Origin of the sequence: Serratia sp. JSRIV001 (assembly GCF_019968745.1) — a bacterium.
Taxonomy (GTDB): domain Bacteria; phylum Pseudomonadota; class Gammaproteobacteria; order Enterobacterales; family Enterobacteriaceae; genus Chania; species Chania fonticola_B.
On the sequence record NZ_CP074147.1, the window covers coordinates 157,109 to 175,473 of the forward strand.

At 54.9% G+C, this 18,365-nt stretch carries 15 protein-coding genes and 1 tRNA gene; 12 read left to right on the forward strand and 4 right to left on the reverse strand.

The window, feature by feature from the left end; all coding sequences use genetic code 11:
• Positions 1 to 89: 89 nt before the first annotated feature.
• From eptB to KGP17_RS00690, 9 genes are all read left to right on the forward strand, one after another.
• A complete protein-coding gene (gene eptB / locus KGP17_RS00645) occupies positions 90 to 1,784 on the forward strand; it encodes a kdo(2)-lipid A phosphoethanolamine 7''-transferase (protein WP_223498706.1) in 1,695 nt (564 codons plus the stop codon).
• Positions 1,785 to 1,909: 125 nt separating this feature from the next.
• A tRNA-Pro gene (locus KGP17_RS00650) sits at positions 1,910 to 1,986 on the forward strand.
• 1,035 nt (positions 1,987 to 3,021) lie between these two features.
• Complete coding sequence (dppA, locus tag KGP17_RS00660; RefSeq protein WP_059199128.1) at positions 3,022 to 4,629, forward strand: dipeptide ABC transporter periplasmic-binding protein DppA; 1,608 nt, start codon at positions 3,022 to 3,024, stop codon at positions 4,627 to 4,629.
• Between the two features lie 162 nt (positions 4,630 to 4,791).
• Positions 4,792 to 5,811, forward strand: coding sequence for a dipeptide ABC transporter permease DppB (gene dppB / locus KGP17_RS00665; protein WP_037376574.1), 1,020 nt, complete (start codon positions 4,792 to 4,794; stop codon positions 5,809 to 5,811).
• An 11-nt stretch (positions 5,812 to 5,822) separates the two neighbouring features.
• Positions 5,823 to 6,725, forward strand: coding sequence for a dipeptide ABC transporter permease DppC (gene dppC, locus KGP17_RS00670; protein ID WP_037376575.1), 903 nt, complete (start codon positions 5,823 to 5,825; stop codon positions 6,723 to 6,725).
• Between the two features lie 14 nt (positions 6,726 to 6,739).
• Entirely contained in the window at positions 6,740 to 7,720 is a 981-nt protein-coding gene (gene dppD / locus KGP17_RS00675; RefSeq protein WP_021807726.1) for a dipeptide ABC transporter ATP-binding protein, read from the forward strand.
• Positions 7,717 to 8,706: a dipeptide ABC transporter ATP-binding subunit DppF gene (gene dppF, locus KGP17_RS00680; protein ID WP_021807727.1), complete on the forward strand. Its 990-nt coding sequence runs from the start codon at positions 7,717 to 7,719 to the stop codon at positions 8,704 to 8,706. The genes dppD and dppF overlap by 4 nt, the downstream gene beginning before the upstream one ends.
• A 286-nt stretch (positions 8,707 to 8,992) precedes the next feature.
• A complete protein-coding gene (locus tag KGP17_RS00685; protein WP_371822216.1) occupies positions 8,993 to 9,283 on the forward strand; it encodes a type II toxin-antitoxin system RelE/ParE family toxin in 291 nt (96 codons plus the stop codon).
• A complete protein-coding gene (locus KGP17_RS00690; RefSeq protein WP_021807729.1) occupies positions 9,280 to 9,579 on the forward strand; it encodes a helix-turn-helix domain-containing protein in 300 nt (99 codons plus the stop codon). The genes KGP17_RS00685 and KGP17_RS00690 overlap by 4 nt, the downstream gene beginning before the upstream one ends.
• 118 nt (positions 9,580 to 9,697) lie before the next feature.
• Here the strand turns inward: KGP17_RS00690 and KGP17_RS00695 are convergent.
• The 4 genes from KGP17_RS00695 to bcsE form a co-directional block, all read right to left on the reverse strand.
• Positions 9,698 to 11,058 (reverse strand): IS3 family transposase gene (locus tag KGP17_RS00695; protein ID WP_371822183.1). Its coding sequence is split into 2 segments (ribosomal slippage): positions 9,698 to 10,540 and positions 10,543 to 11,058, totalling 1,359 coding nucleotides; the frame shifts between segments, so codons are not numbered across the junction.
• Between the two features lie 131 nt (positions 11,059 to 11,189).
• Complete coding sequence (bcsG, locus tag KGP17_RS00700; RefSeq protein WP_021807730.1) at positions 11,190 to 12,845, reverse strand: cellulose biosynthesis protein BcsG; 1,656 nt, start codon at positions 12,843 to 12,845, stop codon at positions 11,190 to 11,192.
• Positions 12,846 to 12,847: 2 nt separating this feature from the next.
• Positions 12,848 to 13,045 carry a cellulose biosynthesis protein BcsF gene (gene bcsF, locus KGP17_RS00705; protein WP_021807731.1) on the reverse strand — a complete coding sequence of 66 codons (198 nt, stop codon included), beginning with the start codon at positions 13,043 to 13,045 and terminating at the stop codon, positions 12,848 to 12,850.
• Positions 13,042 to 14,604, reverse strand: a complete 1,563-nt coding sequence (gene bcsE / locus KGP17_RS00710; RefSeq protein ID WP_037376576.1) for a cellulose biosynthesis protein BcsE — start codon at positions 14,602 to 14,604, stop codon at positions 13,042 to 13,044. Before bcsE ends, bcsF begins: the two co-directional genes overlap by 4 nt.
• 194 nt (positions 14,605 to 14,798) lie before the next feature.
• Between bcsE and bcsR the strand changes: the two genes are divergently transcribed.
• From bcsR to bcsA, 3 genes are read left to right on the forward strand one after another with little or no spacing between them, the layout of a single operon-like run.
• Positions 14,799 to 14,993: a cellulose biosynthesis protein BcsR gene (gene bcsR / locus KGP17_RS00715; RefSeq protein WP_021807733.1), complete on the forward strand. Its 195-nt coding sequence runs from the start codon at positions 14,799 to 14,801 to the stop codon at positions 14,991 to 14,993.
• A 3-nt stretch (positions 14,994 to 14,996) separates the two neighbouring features.
• A complete protein-coding gene (bcsQ, locus tag KGP17_RS00720; RefSeq protein ID WP_021807734.1) occupies positions 14,997 to 15,734 on the forward strand; it encodes a cellulose biosynthesis protein BcsQ in 738 nt (245 codons plus the stop codon).
• Positions 15,731 to 18,334: a UDP-forming cellulose synthase catalytic subunit gene (gene bcsA, locus KGP17_RS00725; protein WP_059199121.1), complete on the forward strand. Its 2,604-nt coding sequence runs from the start codon at positions 15,731 to 15,733 to the stop codon at positions 18,332 to 18,334. Before bcsQ ends, bcsA begins: the two co-directional genes overlap by 4 nt.
• Positions 18,335 to 18,365 lie beyond the last annotated feature (31 nt).

The following is an 18,365-nucleotide window of genomic DNA, read 5'->3' on the forward strand; positions in this document are numbered from 1 at the left end:
GAATGATGCTTATTGCCCATCGGCTGAACCTGAGGGCATATCGACTGTCTGATGGTTTCAGAACTTGAAGCCCGGAGCCACTGCGTTACATGAACAAAGTTAAATCGCTATCACAGCAGAATTTATCGTTATTGTTAGCGATCTATATCGGCATCTTTTTAAACCTTTCCGTTTTCTATCGTCGTTTTGATTCTTTTGCGCACGGCATTCAGGGGATCAAGGTGGTTTCTGCGGTGACAGAAGTCATTGCCATTGTCCTGTTCACCTTCTTTATCATGCGGCTGGTATCCCTCGGGGGCCGGCTGTTTTACCGCATCGTCGCCTCTTTGCTGGTATTGATCTCCGTCGCTGCCAGTTACTACATGACGTTCTTCAACGTGGTGATTGGCTATGGGATTATCGTTTCGGTGATGACCACCGATATCGATCTCTCCAAAGAGGTGGTCGGGCTGAATTTTGTGCTGTGGATGATCGTGGTCAGCGCTTTGCCGCTGTTGTGCATCTGGAGCAATAACCTGCGCGATACCCTGATCGAACAGATGAAAACGCCAGGGCAGCGGATTAAGCCACTGTTGATCATGTTGACGGTGGTCGCGCTGGTGTGGCTGCCGTTGCGTACCTTGGATAAAGAGCAAAGCGCACAGGAAAAGATCACCAATATCGATCTGCCGAGCTATGGGGGGGTGGTTGCGCACTCTTATCTGCCTTCCAACTGGCTTTCGGCACTGGGGCTGTTTGCCTATACCCGTTATGATGAAAGCTCGGATGCAGCCAACATGTTCGATCCCAGCAAGAACTTTACCTATGTTGCGCCAGAGGGCATTGATGACACCTACGTGGTGTTTATCATCGGTGAAACCACCCGCTGGGATCATATGGGCATCCTGGGCTATGAGCGTGATACCACGCCAAAGCTGTCGCAGGAGAAAAACCTGGTGGCATTTCGTGGGGAATCTTGTGATACCTCTACCAAGCTTTCGTTGCGCTGTATGTTCGTGCGCGAGCATGGTACCTCGGATAACCCGCAGCGAACCCTGAAAGAGCAGAATATCTTTGCCGTACTGAAAGAGCTGGGCTTCAGTTCCGAACTGTTCGCGATGCAGAGCGAGGTATGGTTCTACAACAATACTGATGTAGATAATTATTCATTCCGTGAAATGATCGCCTCAGAGAAGCGTAACGACGGTAAATCGGTGGACGATATGCTGTTGGTGGATGAGATGAAAGAGTCGCTGGCCCGCCATCCCAACGGTAAGCATCTGGTGATCCTGCATACTAAAGGGTCGCATTACCTCTATTCACAGCGCTATCCGCGCAGTTTTGCTCGTTATCAGCCGGAATGTATGGGCGTGGATGAGTTCTGCTCCAAAGAGCGCCTGATTAACGCCTATGACAATTCGGTGCTGTACACCGATACCTTTATCGACAGCGTGATTGACCAGGTGCGCGATAAGAAGGCTATCGTGTTCTACGCGGCCGACCATGGCGAATCCATTGGTGAAAACTCGCACCTGCATGGTACGCCACGTGAAATGGCCCCGCCGGAGCAGTTCCGTGTGCCGATGATCGTCTGGGCTTCCGATAAATACCTCGAAGACCCACAGCACAAGAGTGCGTTTGAGCAGTTGCAGACCCAACAGCGTGTGGGCCAGCCGCACCGTCACGTAGAACTGTTTGACTCTATCCTCGGCTGCCTGGGTTACACCTCGCCAGACGGTGGTATTGTTGAGAGCAATAACTGGTGTCGTCTGCCGCAGAGTAAAGCGGACGCCAAAGTGCTGTAAACCGAACCAGAAGGGCCGTATCCGCTCAGATACTGGCCTGTTTGGCGCTTTTAGCGCCACTTGGTGTGCGGTGGTGAAAAAGAGATTGACGCGTATACGGCCCGGCAGTAAGATGCGCCCCGCATCGGCGAGTAGCGCAGCTTGGTAGCGCAACTGGTTTGGGACCAGTGGGTCGGAGGTTCGAATCCTCTCTCGCCGACCACATTCAAGAAAGCCCGCTTTTTTAAGCGGGCTTTTTTACGTCTGGAGTTTATGAGGATGAGAACCTCCGCGGAGGTCGACAAATCTGTCGGGAACAGATTTGCATATCGCGTCAGCGATACCCCGAAGGGGCGAGTATCATGGACGATACGAGTGAATCCTCTCTCGATGAGTACATTCAAGAAAGCCCGCTTTTTTAAGCGGGCTTTTTTACGTTTGGAGTTTATCGCTCAGGCTGCCTTGCCAATGACAAAATCGAAATGGATTTGGTCGTAGGGGAAAATCACCCCGGCTGTACCCTTATCAACGATGCCGCAAGCCAACAACGCCTGAAGATCCGTATGCACAGCTTTGACATCCCGCTCAACGCGACGAGCAACTCCTGCCCGTATGGCAAAAAATGTCTACCTCTAGCTAGGCATCAATAGTGTGAGGGGAAGTAGAGGCTGGCAAGAGGGCTCTTTTAATGGTTGCGAGTCCACTCGCAACGTGGGGTCAAGTAGCCAGCGAAATGGTAAGAAATCCCTCACGCACAACCCCTCCACCCAGCTCCCTCTTTCGGGTAGTGCCCCAGCATTTCCTCCTGTCTTTTACCGGGATCACAAAAATAACCGCTCAGATATTCATCATTCAGCAATAATCTTTTTTGGTTTTTTATTGGAGGTTAATGCTGGATAGAACCTGATAGCCGGTTCATGACGCCAAGATTTAACCCGTAGCACAAGTTTTAATGCTGTAAATGTTGCTGAAAGGTTTTTTTTATGTTTGCTTGCTGTTTCTCACAGTCTAGGTAAATCCCTACTGGTTATATTGACGGCACCCCAAACAGTTGGCAATTTGGTACCCTCAGGGATAAGAGTGAGAGGTGTATGAGTGGAATTCACTCGCTCAAACGCCCTGCCGTGATGCGTTCCATCCGGCATTCTCGCGCTTTTTATTCCTCCTGCCTTCGGGCACTGACCGCACAGGCCGCGTAACAAAAAATATTAGGCTCTGGCGGTAATACACACACCACATCACATACGGAGCACTAGCGATGACAAGTTCCTTGGGTAAATCAGGGATTCTGAAATTCGGTATCGGCCTGATTGCGCTGACCGTTGCGGCCAGCGTGCAGGCAAAGACGCTGGTTTACTGTTCTGAAGGCTCTCCTGAAGGGTTCAACCCGCAGTTGTTCACCTCCGGCACCACCTATGATGCCAGCTCAGTGCCAATCTATAACCGTCTGGTTGAGTTCAAACTGGGCACCACCGAACTGGAACCCGGCCTGGCAGAGAAGTGGGACGTCAGCGAAGACGGTAAAACCTATACCTTCCACCTGCGCAAAGGCGTGAAGTGGCAGGACAGCAAAGATTTCAAACCTACCCGTGAACTGAATGCCGACGACGTGGTGTTCTCCTTCATGCGTCAGCTCGATCCAAACCACCCTTACCACAAGGTTTCTGGCGGCAGCTATGAATACTTCCAGGGTATGGGCATGCAGGATCTGATCAGCAAAGTCGAGAAAGTGGACGACAACACCGTTCGCTTCACGCTGACCCGTCCAGAAGCGCCATTCCTGGCTGACCTGGGCATGGACTTCGCTTCTATTCTGTCTGCAGAATATGCCGACAAGATGATGAAAGCCGGTACGCCAGAGAAAGTGGACCTGAACCCTGTGGGTACCGGGCCGTTCCAACTGTTGCAGTACCAGAAAGACTCCAAAATCCTCTACAAGGCCTTTGACGGTTTCTGGGGCACCAAACCGAAGATCGATCGCCTGGTGTTCTCCATCACGCCAGATGCCTCTGTGCGTTACGCCAAACTGCAGAAAAACGAGTGCCAGGTCATGCCGTACCCGAACCCGGCAGACATCGCTCGCATGAAGCAGGACAAAACCATCAACCTGATGGAACAGCCTGGCCTGAACGTCGGCTACCTGTCGTTCAACACCGAGAAGAAGCCGCTGGATAACGTGAAGGTGCGTCAGGCACTGACCATGGCGGTGAACAAGCAGGCCATCGTGGATGCGGTGTATCAGGGGGCGGGTCAACCTGCCAAGAACCTGATCCCACCAACCATGTGGGGCTATAACGACGAGATCAAAGATTACACTTACGATCCGGTCAAGGCCAAAGAGCTGCTGAAAGAAGCAGGCATGCCAGATGGCTTCTCCATCGATCTGTGGGCGATGCCGGTACAGCGTCCGTATAACCCGAACGCACGTCGTATGGCTGAGATGATCCAGTCCGACTGGGCGAAGATTGGCGTCAATGCCAAGATCGTCACCTACGAGTGGGGCGAGTACCTCAAGCGTGCCAAAGACGGTGAGCACCAGACGGTCATGATGGGCTGGACCGGTGACAATGGGGATCCAGACAACTTCTTCGCCACGCTGTTCAGCTGTGCGGCCGCTAAAGATGGTTCCAACTACTCCCGTTGGTGCTACAAGCCGTTTGAGGATCTGATCCAACCGGCCCGTGCCGAAGCAGACCACGACAAACGCGTCGCACTCTACAAGCAGGCTCAGGTAGTCATGCACGATCAGGCCCCGGCGCTGATTGTTGCCCACTCCACCGTTTACGAGCCAGTGCGTAAAGAAGTGAAGGGCTATGTGGTCGATCCGCTTGGTAAACATCACTTTGAGAACGTTTCTCTGGACTAAGCCTACCAAGGCGGGTTGAAGGACTGGGATAGTTAATCTGCAGGGGCGCAATACGTTGCGCCCCTGCATTCCCGTCCCCAGAAGAATGTCGTGAAGCGTGTGAGTTTTAATAAGCCTGGCGGACGATGAGCTGCCAGGCACTTTATACAGAGAGTTCGGGATATGTTGCAGTTCATACTCCGACGTTTGGGGTTAGTTATCCCAACGTTTATCGGCATAACGTTGCTGACTTTTGCATTCGTCCATATGATCCCCGGCGATCCGGTGACCATTATGGCCGGGGAACGCGGGATCTCCGCAGAGCGCCATGCACAACTCATGGCAGAGATGGGGCTGGATAAACCGCTCTATCACCAATACTTCAATTACGTCACCAACGTGCTGCATGGCGATTTGGGGACGTCCCTCAAAAGCCGTATCTCCGTGTGGGAAGAGTTTGTGCCGCGCTTTAAGGCCACCCTGGAACTGGGCCTGTGCGCGATGCTCTTCGCGGTGATTGTCGGTATCCCGGTGGGGGTGCTGGCGGCCGTCAAGCGAGGTTCGGTGTTTGACCATACCGCCGTGGGTCTCTCCCTGACCGGCTATTCAATGCCGATCTTCTGGTGGGGCATGATGCTGATCATGCTGGTCTCGGTACAGCTCAACCTCACGCCCGTATCGGGGCGAATAAGCGATACGGTCTTCCTCGATGACAGCCTACCGCTGACCGGCTTTATGCTGATCGACACCCTGTTCTGGGGTGAGCCGGGTGATTTCATCGACGCCGTGATGCATATGATCCTGCCTGCCATCGTGTTGGGCACCATCCCGCTGGCGGTTATCGTGCGTATGACCCGTTCCTCCATGCTGGAAGTACTGGGTGAAGACTATATCCGTACTGCGCGCGCCAAGGGTGTGAGCCGTATGCGGGTGATCGTGGTGCATGCGTTGCGTAACGCCTTGCTGCCGGTGGTGACGGTGATCGGCCTACAGGTCGGCACCTTGCTGGCCGGGGCGATCCTGACAGAAACCATCTTCTCCTGGCCGGGGCTTGGCCGCTGGCTGATGGATGCGTTGCAACGCCGTGATTATCCGGTTGTTCAGGGCGGCGTATTGTTGGTCGCCTGTATGATTATTCTGGTTAACCTGCTGGTAGACGTGCTCTACGGCGTGGTCAACCCGCGTATTCGCCACAAGAAATAAGGGGCGCTCTGATGTCTCAAATGACCGAGTCTGTAGTGAAAGGTGCGCCGAAGCCAATGACCCCGTTCCAGGAGTTTTGGCACTATTTCAAGCGCAACAAAGGGGCCGTCGTTGGCCTGGTTTATATCGTGGTCATGCTGGTGGTTGCCGTGGGGGCAGGGTTCCTGGCTCCACATGCGCCTGCCGAACAGTTCCGTGATGCCCTGCTTAGACCGCCGGTCTGGGAGGATGGCGGCAGCTGGAAGTTTATTCTGGGTACCGACGATGTCGGCCGTGATGTGCTGTCGCGCCTGATGTACGGTGCCAGGCTCTCGTTGCTGGTCGGCTGCCTGGTGGTGGTGCTTTCGCTGGTGATGGGCGTGGTATTCGGCCTGTTGGCCGGTTATTTCGGCGGCGTAGTCGATGCCATCATCATGCGCGTGGTCGATATCATGCTGGCACTGCCAAGCCTGTTGTTGGCGTTGGTGCTGGTGGCGGTGTTTGGGCCCTCGATCGTTAACGCCTCGCTGGCGCTGACCTTCGTTGCTTTGCCGCACTATGTCCGCTTGACCCGCGCTGCGGTGCTGGTGGAAGTGAACCGCGATTACGTGACGGCTTCGCGCGTGGCGGGGGCTGGGGCGGCGCGTCAGATGTTCGTCAATATCCTGCCAAACTGCCTGGCACCGCTGATCGTGCAGGCTTCTCTCGGTTTCTCGAACGCCATTCTGGATATGGCCGCTCTCGGCTTCCTGGGTATGGGTGCGCAACCGCCAACGCCGGAGTGGGGCACTATGCTCTCCGACGTGTTGCAGTTCGCGCAAAGTGCCTGGTGGGTTGTGACCTTCCCAGGGGTGGCCATTCTGCTGACGGTTTTGGCCTTTAACCTGATGGGGGACGGCTTGCGTGATGCTCTCGACCCCAAACTCAAGCAGTAACAGAGGAAGAGAGAATGGCGTTATTAAATGTAGACAAGCTTTCGGTGCACTTCGGTGACGAAGGTGCGCCGTTCCGCGCGGTAGACCGAATCAGCTACAGCGTAGAACAGGGGCAGGTGGTTGGCATCGTCGGCGAATCCGGCTCCGGTAAGTCCGTCAGTTCGCTGGCAATCATGGGGTTGATCGATTTCCCCGGCAAGGTGATGGCCGATAAGCTGGAGTTCAACGGCCAGGATCTGCGGAAAATCTCGGAAAAAGAGCGCCGCCAGCTGGTGGGCTCTGAAGTCGCGATGATCTTCCAGGACCCGATGACCAGCCTGAATCCGTGCTATACCGTCGGTTTCCAGATTATGGAAGCGCTGAAGGTGCATCAGGGCGGTAATCGCCGCACTCGTCGCCAACGTGCTATCGACCTGCTCAATCAGGTAGGCATTCCCGATCCGGCCTCGCGGCTGGACGTTTACCCTCATCAGCTTTCTGGCGGGATGAGCCAGCGTGTGATGATCGCCATGGCGATCGCCTGCCGGCCCAAGTTGCTGATTGCGGATGAACCGACGACCGCGCTCGACGTGACCATTCAGGCCCAGATCATTGAGCTGCTGCTCGAGCTGCAACAGCGTGAAAACATGGCGTTGCTGCTGATCACTCATGATCTGGCGCTGGTGGCGGAAGCGGCGCACCACATCATCGTGATGTACGCCGGGCAAGTGGTGGAATCTGGCAAGGCGGTAGAAATTTTCCGTTCGCCGCGCCACCCGTACACCCAGGCGCTGCTGCGTGCGTTGCCGGAGTTTGCTACCGACAAGGCTCGTTTGGCCTCGCTGCCTGGTGTGGTGCCGGGCAAGTACGATCGGCCGGAAGGCTGCTTGCTGAACCCGCGTTGCCCGTATGCTACCCAACACTGTCGCGAAGAAGAGCCGGAATTGCGCAGCATTCCCGGCCGTCAGGTTAAATGTCACACACCGCTGGATGATGCGGGGAGGCCGACCGTATGAGCCAGAACCACCCTTTATTGCAGGCCATTGACCTGAAAAAACACTACCCGGTCAAGAAGGGGCTGTTTGCCCCGGAACGACTGGTGAAGGCGCTGGACGGGGTTTCCTTTACCCTTGAGCGTGGTAAAACCCTGGCGGTGGTTGGGGAGTCTGGCTGTGGCAAGTCCACGCTGGGCCGCCTGCTGACCATGATCGAAATCCCTACCGGTGGTGAGCTGTACTATCAGGGGCAAGATCTGCTTAAGCCGGACGTGACGGCAGAGAAGCTGCGCCGCCAGAAGATCCAGATCGTGTTCCAGAATCCTTACGGATCGCTTAACCCTCGTAAGAAGGTGGGGCAGATCCTCGAGGAGCCGCTGTTGATCAACACCTCGTTGAGCAGCGCCGAACGGCGTGAGAAAGCGCTGGAGATGATGGCGAAGGTCGGCCTGAAAACCGAGCATTACGACCGTTACCCGCATATGTTCTCCGGCGGCCAACGTCAGCGTATTGCCATTGCGCGTGGGCTGATGCTCAACCCGGACGTGGTGATTGCCGATGAGCCGGTCTCTGCGCTGGACGTGTCCGTGCGTGCGCAGGTATTGAACCTGATGATGGATCTGCAACAGGATCTGGGGTTGTCTTACGTGTTCATCTCCCACGATCTGTCGGTGGTGGAGCACATTGCTGATGAAGTGATGGTGATGTACCTCGGCCGCTGCGTGGAGAAGGGCAGTAAAGACGCCATCTTCAACAATCCGCGCCATCCGTACACTCAGGCACTGCTTTCCGCTACGCCGCGCCTGAACCCGGACATGCGCCGGGAGCGTATCAAGCTGACCGGCGAGCTACCAAGCCCGATGAATCCACCGCCGGGTTGTGCGTTTAACGCCCGCTGCCGCCGTGCCTTTGGCACCTGCACCCAGCTGCAACCGCAGCTCAAGCAGTATGGCGATCAGATGGTGGCCTGCTTTGCCGTTGACCAGGATGAAGCTACCGGGTCTTGAGACTACTAACCGGGCTCGCAGCGTAGATACTCTGCGTGCTGCGCCTGGTTACCTCAGCGACATTAACACTCGATCTTCAATCTGACGCCGGTAGCGATACCGGCGTTTTTTTACTTATAGATGCGAAGCAAATCCCATGGTGATTACTTTTTAGTCGATATTGTTGACGCTATAAGTTATGACTTATAGAATTAATTATAAGTTGTAGCTTATAAAGGAGAGGGCTTTGTGGACTGTTATTTTTACCTCGACATTTGATTCTTGGTTGCAAGAGCAGGAAGAAGGGATGCAGGAGAAGGTACTGGCTGACCTGATGAACCTGGAGACGTATGGGCCTCAACTGCCACGTCCTTACGCTGACACGGTAAAAGGTTCAAGATACAAGAATATGAAAGAGCTGCGTGTTCAGTATTCGGGCCGCCCAATCCGTGCCTTTTTTGTTTTCGACCCCAAACGCCAAGCCATTGTGTTGTGCGCTGGTGATAAAAGTAATGATAAGCGTTTTTACGAGACAATGATCCGAATAGCGGATGATGAATTTACGGCGTATTTAGCCACACAAGAGGTATCCAAATGAAAACGTTACGTGATGCAGTCGCTGCCCGTTCTCTTGAGAGCCAAGCCCGTATCAAGGAAATGGCCGACGAAATGATGCTAGAAACAGGTTTGCAACTGATGCGTGATGAGCTGCAACTGTCACAGAAAAGCCTGGCCGAAGCTATGGGCGTAAGCCAATCCGCGGTTGCACAAATAGAGCAGCGTGGTAATGACGTAAAGTTAGCGACGCTAAAACGCTATATTGAAGCTATGGGTGGGAAGTTGAGTCTGACTGTAGAGATGCCGGAAGGCGGTGGGCGAGTCTTCCATATCTGATCGAAGGTGCTTTGGTCTCGAGCCAGGTCTAATTAACCGAAGATTGCAAAAATTCCCCAATCAACTCAAAACGGGGCGCAGCATGTGAACTGACCCCAAGAAGTTGGACGGTTTAAAATTAAGCAACCATCAAAGCCTGCGTTCTGTACTCCACAGGGCTCAGGCCTTTGAGCTTCTGTTTGATACGATGGTTATTGTAGTAATCTATGTACATGTCTATCTCTTCAGACAGCTGTTCCACACTCTCAAAGCGTTGTAAATAATACAGTTCAGCTTTCAGATGGCCAAAGAAGTTTTCCATTACCGCATTATCCAGGCAGTTACCCTTGCGAGACATGCTCTGTTCTATCCCATTTTCCTGCAACTGATGCTGATAAGCCGCCATCTGATAGTGCCAACCTTGGTCACTGTGCAGCAACGGCTTTTCTTCCGTTTTTAGCGTACTGAGCGCCTTATCCAGCATCGTTTTTACCAGACTGAACACAGGTTTACGGGACATCTCATAGGCAATGATTTCACCGTTAAACAAGTCGAGTACCGGCGATAAATACAGCTTTTTATCCGCCACCCGGAACTCCGTGATATCGGTCACCCACTTTTGGTTAGGCTCCAGAGCGGTAAAATCGCGCTGCAAGGTATTCGGGGCCACTTTACCGACATGTCCCTTGTACGAACGGTATTTTTTACGGCGAACGGGCGATTTCAATTGCAGCTCAACCATCAGTTTTTGCACGGTTTTATGATTTAGCACAGCCCCCATCTTTCGAAGAACACTGGTCACCCGGCGATAGCCGTAACGGCCTTTATGCTCGTTAAAAACAGCCATTATTTGCTGCTTGGTTTCACCATACTTATCCGGTGCTTGATGGCTTTTACAACAATAGTAATACGTACTGCGCGGCAGTTTTCCGGCCCACAGCAAAACCTCCAAACGGTGTTCTGACCTCAATGCTCTGATTATTTTTGCCCTTTTCGACGAGTCTGGGCTTCCTTCTGTTGCATCAAGGCTCTCAACTTTTTTATGTAATCATTCTGCGCACGTAAAAACTCGATTTCCTCCCGCATCTCTTCGGGGGTCAACTCATCAGGCGATTTATCGGCATGGGGGGTTTTGGGATGCTGACGCATTTGGCGACTACGCTTATTCAGGTTGAGGGCTTCAGCCCCATTCTCCCGATAGAGTTTAATCCAGCGTTCCACAGTAAGGTAAGAAGGAATATTGAATTTAGCGGCGACTGTCGCTAAAGAGAGCGGATTTAAAAGCGCGAATTCGACAACAGAGAGCCTGAAGTCAGGTGTGTAATGTTGCTTGCGTCCTAACCGCAGCCCCTGTTCCCCATGATGCTGATAAGCGGCAATCCATCTGCGTAGTTGGACATGGGCAATAGAAAACTTCTTAGCGGTCTGTTTTTGACCGCCGAGTCCGGCAAGATAGTACCGGACAACGTCAAGTTTGAACTGAAGTGAATACTTCATCAGAACTGTACCTCCAAATGTCAGATGTTTGTCCAACATTTGGGGTTCAGTTCACATGCCGCGCCCCTATATTTTGAGCCCGGTGAGGGAATGTCTGCAGTTTCAGTCTATAACCGCAAAACTCCCTTCACCAGTTACTGGGGATAAGGCACCCAATCCCCGCCATTAAGGCGAATATACGCCTTACCCTGATACTGCATCACGATGGCATTGTCATTCTCCGAGATCACCGCAGTCTGCGGCAGGTTCTGCGTCAGCACTTGCCAGTCGACGCTTGGCGCGCTGAATACCTTGCCATCCACCAGACGGGAAATCAGCTCAGACAGCGCCAGATAGCTGCTCGGCGTTTTAATCTCCACCGGGCTGCCCTGGTGCGGGGCCTGCATCCCTACCAGTTTGATACCAACCGGCGTATGGGTAATGTTCAGGCTTGGGATATCCCGCAGGCCAGACATCTGCATTTTGTCGCCCGCCAGCGCCGCACCGTGCTCCGGCACGATCACCACCATCACCTTGCGTCCGGATTTCTGAAGCTCATCAAGGAAGGTGTTCAACTGATCAAACAGCTTTTGCGCTCGAGGCTGATAATCGGCGGTCTGTTTACCCCCGACAAAGCGGTTGCCGTCATGCAGCGGGATCAGGTTGAAGAAGGTGGCGGTGCGGGCATCGCCGCCCTGTTTCTGCTGATCGAGCCAGCGGTTGAGCAGTTGCAGGTCGTTATAGATTGGTTCACCGTCGAATGAGGCCAGCTCATTGCCGATCCCTGCCTGGGACATCAGCGGAGCCTGCATATCACCTTGCTCACGCAGCTCTTTCAGGAAATTACCGAACACGCCAGAGTGATCCAGCATCAGCTGTTGTTTAAAGCCCAGCCTGGCCAGGTTGTCAAACAGATAACACTGCTGATTGGCGGGTTGATACAGATCGTGATGCGAAGGCTGGCCGCAGCTGGCGCGTAGCAGGCGGATGGCCGCTGGGCCGCTGTACGCGGTGGCCGAGTTGAAGTTGGTGAACATAATGTCCATCTTGGCCCACAGCGGATGGTTGCGCAGATTGACGGCATCCAGATCGGCCCAGGCCAGCGAACAGATGTTGATGATCAGCACGTCAAACGGTTGGGCATCGGCGGGTAAGGCGGCCGGGAAGGTGGTCGCTCGGGCTTTTTCCTGCTGGTAGAACTGCTCCAGGTAGGCCGTGAGGTTGGCATTGGTCGGTGGGCCATTGGCCGCAGGCAGATTGCCGCCTGGCGTGCTCGCCGTGGCCGGTGTAGACGGGGTATCCGTCACCGTAGCGGTATGGGTGGCAGGCAGCAAGGAGACCGCCGGGCCAGCAATATTGACCACGTTCAACCACACCAATGCCGCCACGGTAAATACCGTGATGCGTATCCATTGGGCCAGGAACAGGTAGGCAATCAGCAGCACGAAGGCGGCGCCAATCATCTGCCAGTTGATAAAGCGGTTGGTCAGCTCCAGTAGATAATCCGCGCTGAAACCGGTGAGCTGCGAGCCCTGGCTAAGGATGCTGTTAATCCCCGGTAGCCAGGTATCGTGGTAAAACAAACCGATACCGATAGGAATGGCGATCAGGTGACGCCAGCGGTGCCAGCGCGGCGACGGGATCGGCATCAGTAAAAAGGCCATAAACACCAGGTTGGGCAGCGCATGGAAGTTCAGATAGCCGAACCACAGCAGGCCGAACTTGGCCAGGAAATAGAAGTTCCAGCCGCCAAGACCGCGCCAGTATCGCCATAAGGTATTGTTAGGTTGCGTTATTTTATCGTCACTCATGGTTATTTTTTACGCTTGATTTGAGAGGTGGAACCTGCGCGCACCCATAGCCCTGCCGACTTTAAATAGCGCGGTGATAACAACAAATTCTGCCAAGATCGGTGCCAGTTAGGGAAACGGCGATGCAGCAGGTATCCCGTAGGGATAAACACTATGGCGCACAGGATCACCAGTTGCACGATATCGTCAAGTGCGTTCATGGCTGTTCCTCCTGCCCGAGGCTCATCAGGGTGAAGGGAATGGGTTCCCGGCGTTCGGTCTGGTGTTCCGTTTCTACGGCGTGGGTGGTGACAGCGGCCGATTGCAGCTTGCTGGCGGGGAGCGAAAACTCGATATGCTGCCGCATCAGCCTGATTTTATCGATAATATCTACATCCAGATGCCACACTACTCGGTTACTGAACGCCTCACTCACTGGCAGGCGGAAGACGAATTTCAGTGCGGTATCCAGATCGTTAATCCGGCAGGTGGAAAGGAACAGGAACAGTCGATTCTGCGCCACGGTCATGATGTCGCCAAAACGCCGCAAATGGCACAGCGTCATCGACTGGCGGGCGCTCAACCCCGGTGCTGGGCGCAGGGCGACCATCACCCCTTTGCCATCTTCCGGCAACAGGGTATTTTCCATAAGGGAAGTCACCGCCCGGCTGAATTCCTCCAGCGGCAGGTAGCCTTTCAGTTGCATTGGCCGCAAACCGGCGAGCAGGTTATCGATATCCGCCGGAATATGGCGCGATAGTCGCTGGCCCTGGATACCTTCCAGCATGGTCAAAAAATTGGAAAGCGGTGCCACGTGGGGCACGATCAGATTGGCACCGCAGGCCAGCAGCAGGCGTTCGTCGCTGTAGCGCAGGCTGGCGCTCATCTCGCGCACCACAATCTTCAGTCCGTCGCCCCTGCTGCGGCGCAGGCTATGGATCTGATGGGCCAACTCGTCAATTTCGTCACTTTGATACAGGGCGAAGATCAGCGTGGCGGCGATGGTCAGCATGCCACGCTGCATCAACTTGGTATTGTCCTCAAACAGTTGCCAACTGGCCGATAGCGGCGGGGCGCCCTCGAGAATGCGTTGTTCCGCCAGGCACAGGCCCTCGTCGTTGCGTTCCGGGGTAGGGGAGGGTTGGTTACTGTCGTCTGCCCCTTGCCAGCCTTCCGGGCCTTCGGTCAGGGTGAACAACTGATTGGCATTGATGCCGTTTGCCGTGCTCCACCAGTGCACCAGATACTGGGCACTGCCTTGCAGCCCCTGCAGGCTGGCCAGGCCGTTGAGAATGCGGTGCTCGGCGGCTAGCTGGCCTTTGAGTTTACTCACGCCGCTGCCGTGGCTGAGTATCACCAGCGTACACTGCCGCTGGTGTAACCATTGGCCGAGTTGAGCGGCCCAGTTGCGCAATTCATCGCTGGTAAAAGTTTGCCACAGGCTAGCGTGGGCCAACAGGATCAGTAAGCGGTTGCTGGGTTTTAGCTCACGCATCAGATCGTCAGCCAAATGCAGTAGCGCCGCCTTTTTTTCTGGCAGGCTATATAAAGGGAATTTTTTAATCGCAGGGGAAAGAGGCGTGGCCAATAAGATGTCTGCCTGATTGCCGCTACAAATCAGTGCCAACTGGGCATTTTCTTCCTGGGCGGCGATGATCTGCCGGCAAAACAGATTGGCATCGTTCTGGCGATCGATATTCACCCAGTAAAAGCCTGGGGTTTGCATAGCCGACAATTCTTGCCAAATCCGTCGGATGCCTAATGAAAAAGAGTGCGCCATAGATTTATTCTACTTTTGTTGAAAGTGGCGTAGACCAAACCCGATCGGGTCACTTTAAAAGCGTAATGTCACAGTTAGCATAGCAAATCTAGCCATTAGAGGGATAATACCCGTTAAGATTCATCTTATTGGCCCAATTTTTTCCGAACGTTGCTATAGTCATTTAACATTAGCCTATTTTATGAGGCGGCAAGATGAATAATGATGCGTTAAGAGGGCTTCGGGAGAAAGCTTCGGTAGAACTTCAGGACGATCTGCAGGCTTTGAGCCGCGCTTTTTCGTTGCCCAAGTTAAACTACATCGATATTGCACGCCAGGAACGGCTAGCACAAATGATGGTCCGCTGGCCGCTGTTGGCGGAGCTGGCCAACAAGACGGGGAGTGCTTGAGTCATGCCGGTCATTGCACTGCAAGGGGTTCGAGGCGGTATTGGCACCACGTCAATCACTGCGGCGTTAGCCTGGGCGCTACAGCAGTTGGGCGAGTCGGTACTGGCGATTGACCTGTCACCGGACAACCTGCTGCGATTACACTTTAATATGCCCTTCGAACTGAACCGGGGCTGGGCTCGTGCAGAGCTGGATGGCATCGGTTGGCAGCAAGGGGCAATGCGTTACGGTAAAAAACTCGATTTTCTGCCGTTTGGCCAGTTAAGCGTAGCCGAACGGGTCAAAGCCCGGCAGCAACAGAGTGATACTCCACAACGTTGGCATGATTTTCTGGCTCAGCTGCGTGCTTCTGGGCAGTATCGCTGGATCTTGCTGGATATTCCGGCGGGTGACGGTCCCCAGATTGAACAGCAGCTGGCGTTGGCCGACCAGGTTTTCCTGTTGCTTAACCCCGATGCGAATTGCCATGCGCGCCTACATCAGCAACCGTTGCCTACGGGGTGCCACCTGCTGATTAATCACTACTCCTCGGCCAGTCCGTTGCAACAAGATCTGCACCAGCTGTGGCTGCAAACGCTGGCAGGTCTGTTACCGCTGGTGATCCATCGTGATGAAGCGCTGGCGGAAGCGATGGCGGTCAAGCAGCCGCTGGGAGAGTATCGACCGGAAAGTCTGGCGGCCGACGAAGTGCTGACGCTGGCCAACTGGTGTCTGCTCAACCTGCAGGACGCCGAGGTATGAGCAGGGTATTGAGCCTGCTGCTGGTGCCTCCCGTTCACCGGGCGGTGCAACAACGCTACCGCGCTTATCGCCATGCGGGGGCTCCGGCATTTACCGCTGGCCTCACGACCCTGATGGTGGCCATCGGCTGGCTGTTGCTGCGGTTTGAGTCCCCTAGTTGGCAAAAGGTGCAGGCAGGCCAAAGCTATTGGTTCCCCCATATTTCTCCTCATCGTCCACGCCCGGCAGATGCACTGCGTTATTTGTTACAGGGGTTTTGGCTGCTAGTGACCCACAGCGGTCCGGCACCGATGGGACGATCCTACTTTGCCGGTTGGCACCGTTTGCAACTGCGTTATGCCAACTGGTTGCAAAGCTTGCCGCAACGCTTGCAGGGTGCCGGAATGGAGGAGCGTACGGTACAACGCCTTAATCGGATGAATCACCGGGTGCGTCGGGTGCTGTTTATCTTTGCTGGCCTATTGGCCGGGCTGCTGGCTCTGCTGTGCATTTCCCAGCCCTTTGAACTGCCCGCCCAGTTTATTTTTGTGCTGCTGTTGTGGTGTATTGCCATGGTGGTGCGGCGTATCCCGGGCCGGTTACCCAGCCTGATGCTGATTGTGCTGTCGCTGACCGTTTCCTGCCGTTATTTATGGTGGCGCTATACCTCAACGCTGAACTGGGACGATCCGCTCAGCCTGACCTGCGGCCTGCTATTGCTGGCAGCGGAAACCTATGCCTGGGTCGTGTTGGTGCTGGGCTACTTCCAGACCGTGTGGCCGTTGAATCGCCAGCCGGTGCCGATGCCTGCCGACAGTAACACCTGGCCGACCGTCGATCTGCTGGTGCCGACCTACAACGAAGATCTGGGCGTGGTGAAACCCACCGTGTATGCGGCGCTTGGTATCGACTGGCCGAAAGACAAAATCAACATCTATATCCTCGACGACGGTAACCGGCCAGAGTTTAAAGCCTTTGCCGCCGAGGTCGGGGTGAAATACATCGCCCGGCCGACCCATGAACACGCCAAAGCGGGCAATATCAACAATGCGCTCAAGCACGCTAGCGGTGATTTTGTTGCCATCTTCGACTGCGATCACGTTCCCACGCGTTCTTTCCTGCAACTGACCATGGGTTGGTTCTTTAAAGACAAGAAGCTGGCGATGCTGCAAACGCCGCACCACTTCTTTTCGCCCGACCCGTTTGAGCGCAACCTGGGGCGTTTTCGCCAGACGCCGAATGAAGGTACTTTGTTTTATGGGCTGGTGCAGGACGGCAATGATATGTGGGATGCCACTTTCTTCTGCGGCTCCTGCGCCATCTTGCGCCGGACGGCATTAGATGAGATCGGCGGTATCGCGGTGGAAACGGTGACCGAAGATGCCCATACCTCGCTGCGTCTGCACCGTCTTGGCCACACCTCTGCCTATATCCGTATTCCGCAGGCCGCCGGGCTGGCAACGGAAAGCCTGTCTGCCCATATCGGCCAACGTATTCGTTGGGCGCGCGGCATGGTGCAGATCTTCCGTTTGGATAACCCCCTGCTGGGCAAAGGGCTGAAGTTTGCCCAGCGCCTGTGCTATGCCAACGCGATGCTGCATTTCCTGTCCGGTATTCCGCGCCTGATCTTCCTGACCGCGCCGCTGGCGTTTTTGTTGATGCATGCTTACATCATCTTCGCGCCAGCCTTGGCGATTGCGTTGTATGTGCTGCCCCACATGATCCACGCCAGCCTGACCAACTCACGTATTCAGGGTAAATACCGCCACTCCTTCTGGAGTGAAATCTACGAAACCGTGCTGGCCTGGTATATCGCTCGACCGACCACCGTGGCCTTGTTCAACCCGCATAAAGGCAAGTTCAACGTCACCGCCAAAGGCGGGCTGGTTACGCAAGAGCACGTTGATTGGGTGATCACCCGGCCTTACCTGCTGTTGGTGACACTCAATCTGGCAGGCCTGGGTTTTGGCGTGTGGCGCTTTTTCTACGGCCCGACGGACGAGATGATGACGGTGGTGATCAGCCTGATTTGGGTGATCTATAACATGACCATCCTCGGTGGAGCGGTGGCCGTGGCGGTGGAGGCCAGGCAGGTACGGCAATCGCATCGCGTAGAGATCGCCATGCCTGCCGCGATAGCCCGGGCTGACGGACATCTGTTCCCCTGTACGTTGCGTGATTACTCCGATGGTGGCGTGGGTATCGAAATGCGTGTAGCGGATCGGTTGCAAGAGCATGACCAGATTGCGCTGCTGCTTAAACGTGGCCAGCAGGAGTTCAGCTTCCCGTGCGTGGTGACACGATCTCATGGCCGCTCGGTGGGGGTCCGCTTGGTCGAACTCTCGACCCGCCAACATATCGAATTTATTCAATGCACCTTTGCCCGGGCGGATACCTGGGCACTGTGGCAAGACGCATTCCCGGAAGACCGGCCAGTGGACAGCCTGCGGGACGTACTGATGCTAGGTTTTCACGGCTACCGGCGCATGGCGGACTATGCGCCGCCAACGTTGCGCAAGATCCTGCTTGGCCTGACCTCGCTGGCCACCTGGATCCTGTCATTTATTCCGCATGGCGTAGGAAGAGACCGCGCTCCTACGGCCCCAGAGGCTGTGGCATAGGCTGTGTATCGTAACTGCCCGTTCGCAAGCC

What these genes read in the sequence shown, in the direction of transcription:
- eptB (WP_223498706.1), top strand. Translation starts at nt 90, where the DNA reads ATGAACAAAGTTAAATCGCTATCACAGCAGAATTTATCGTTATTGTTA.
- dppA (WP_059199128.1), top strand. Translation starts at nt 3,022, where the DNA reads ATGACAAGTTCCTTGGGTAAATCAGGGATTCTGAAATTCGGTATCGGC.
- dppB (WP_037376574.1), top strand. Translation starts at nt 4,792, where the DNA reads ATGTTGCAGTTCATACTCCGACGTTTGGGGTTAGTTATCCCAACGTTT.
- dppC (WP_037376575.1), top strand. Translation starts at nt 5,823, where the DNA reads ATGTCTCAAATGACCGAGTCTGTAGTGAAAGGTGCGCCGAAGCCAATG.
- dppD (WP_021807726.1), top strand. Translation starts at nt 6,740, where the DNA reads ATGGCGTTATTAAATGTAGACAAGCTTTCGGTGCACTTCGGTGACGAA.
- dppF (WP_021807727.1), top strand. Translation starts at nt 7,717, where the DNA reads ATGAGCCAGAACCACCCTTTATTGCAGGCCATTGACCTGAAAAAACAC.
- KGP17_RS00685 (WP_371822216.1), top strand. Translation starts at nt 8,993, where the DNA reads ATGCAGGAGAAGGTACTGGCTGACCTGATGAACCTGGAGACGTATGGG.
- KGP17_RS00690 (WP_021807729.1), top strand. Translation starts at nt 9,280, where the DNA reads ATGAAAACGTTACGTGATGCAGTCGCTGCCCGTTCTCTTGAGAGCCAA.
- bcsG (WP_021807730.1), bottom strand. Translation starts at nt 12,845, where the DNA reads ATGAGTGACGATAAAATAACGCAACCTAACAATACCTTATGGCGATAC.
- bcsF (WP_021807731.1), bottom strand. Translation starts at nt 13,045, where the DNA reads ATGAACGCACTTGACGATATCGTGCAACTGGTGATCCTGTGCGCCATA.
- bcsE (WP_037376576.1), bottom strand. Translation starts at nt 14,604, where the DNA reads ATGGCGCACTCTTTTTCATTAGGCATCCGACGGATTTGGCAAGAATTG.
- bcsR (WP_021807733.1), top strand. Translation starts at nt 14,799, where the DNA reads ATGAATAATGATGCGTTAAGAGGGCTTCGGGAGAAAGCTTCGGTAGAA.
- bcsQ (WP_021807734.1), top strand. Translation starts at nt 14,997, where the DNA reads ATGCCGGTCATTGCACTGCAAGGGGTTCGAGGCGGTATTGGCACCACG.
- bcsA (WP_059199121.1), top strand. Translation starts at nt 15,731, where the DNA reads ATGAGCAGGGTATTGAGCCTGCTGCTGGTGCCTCCCGTTCACCGGGCG.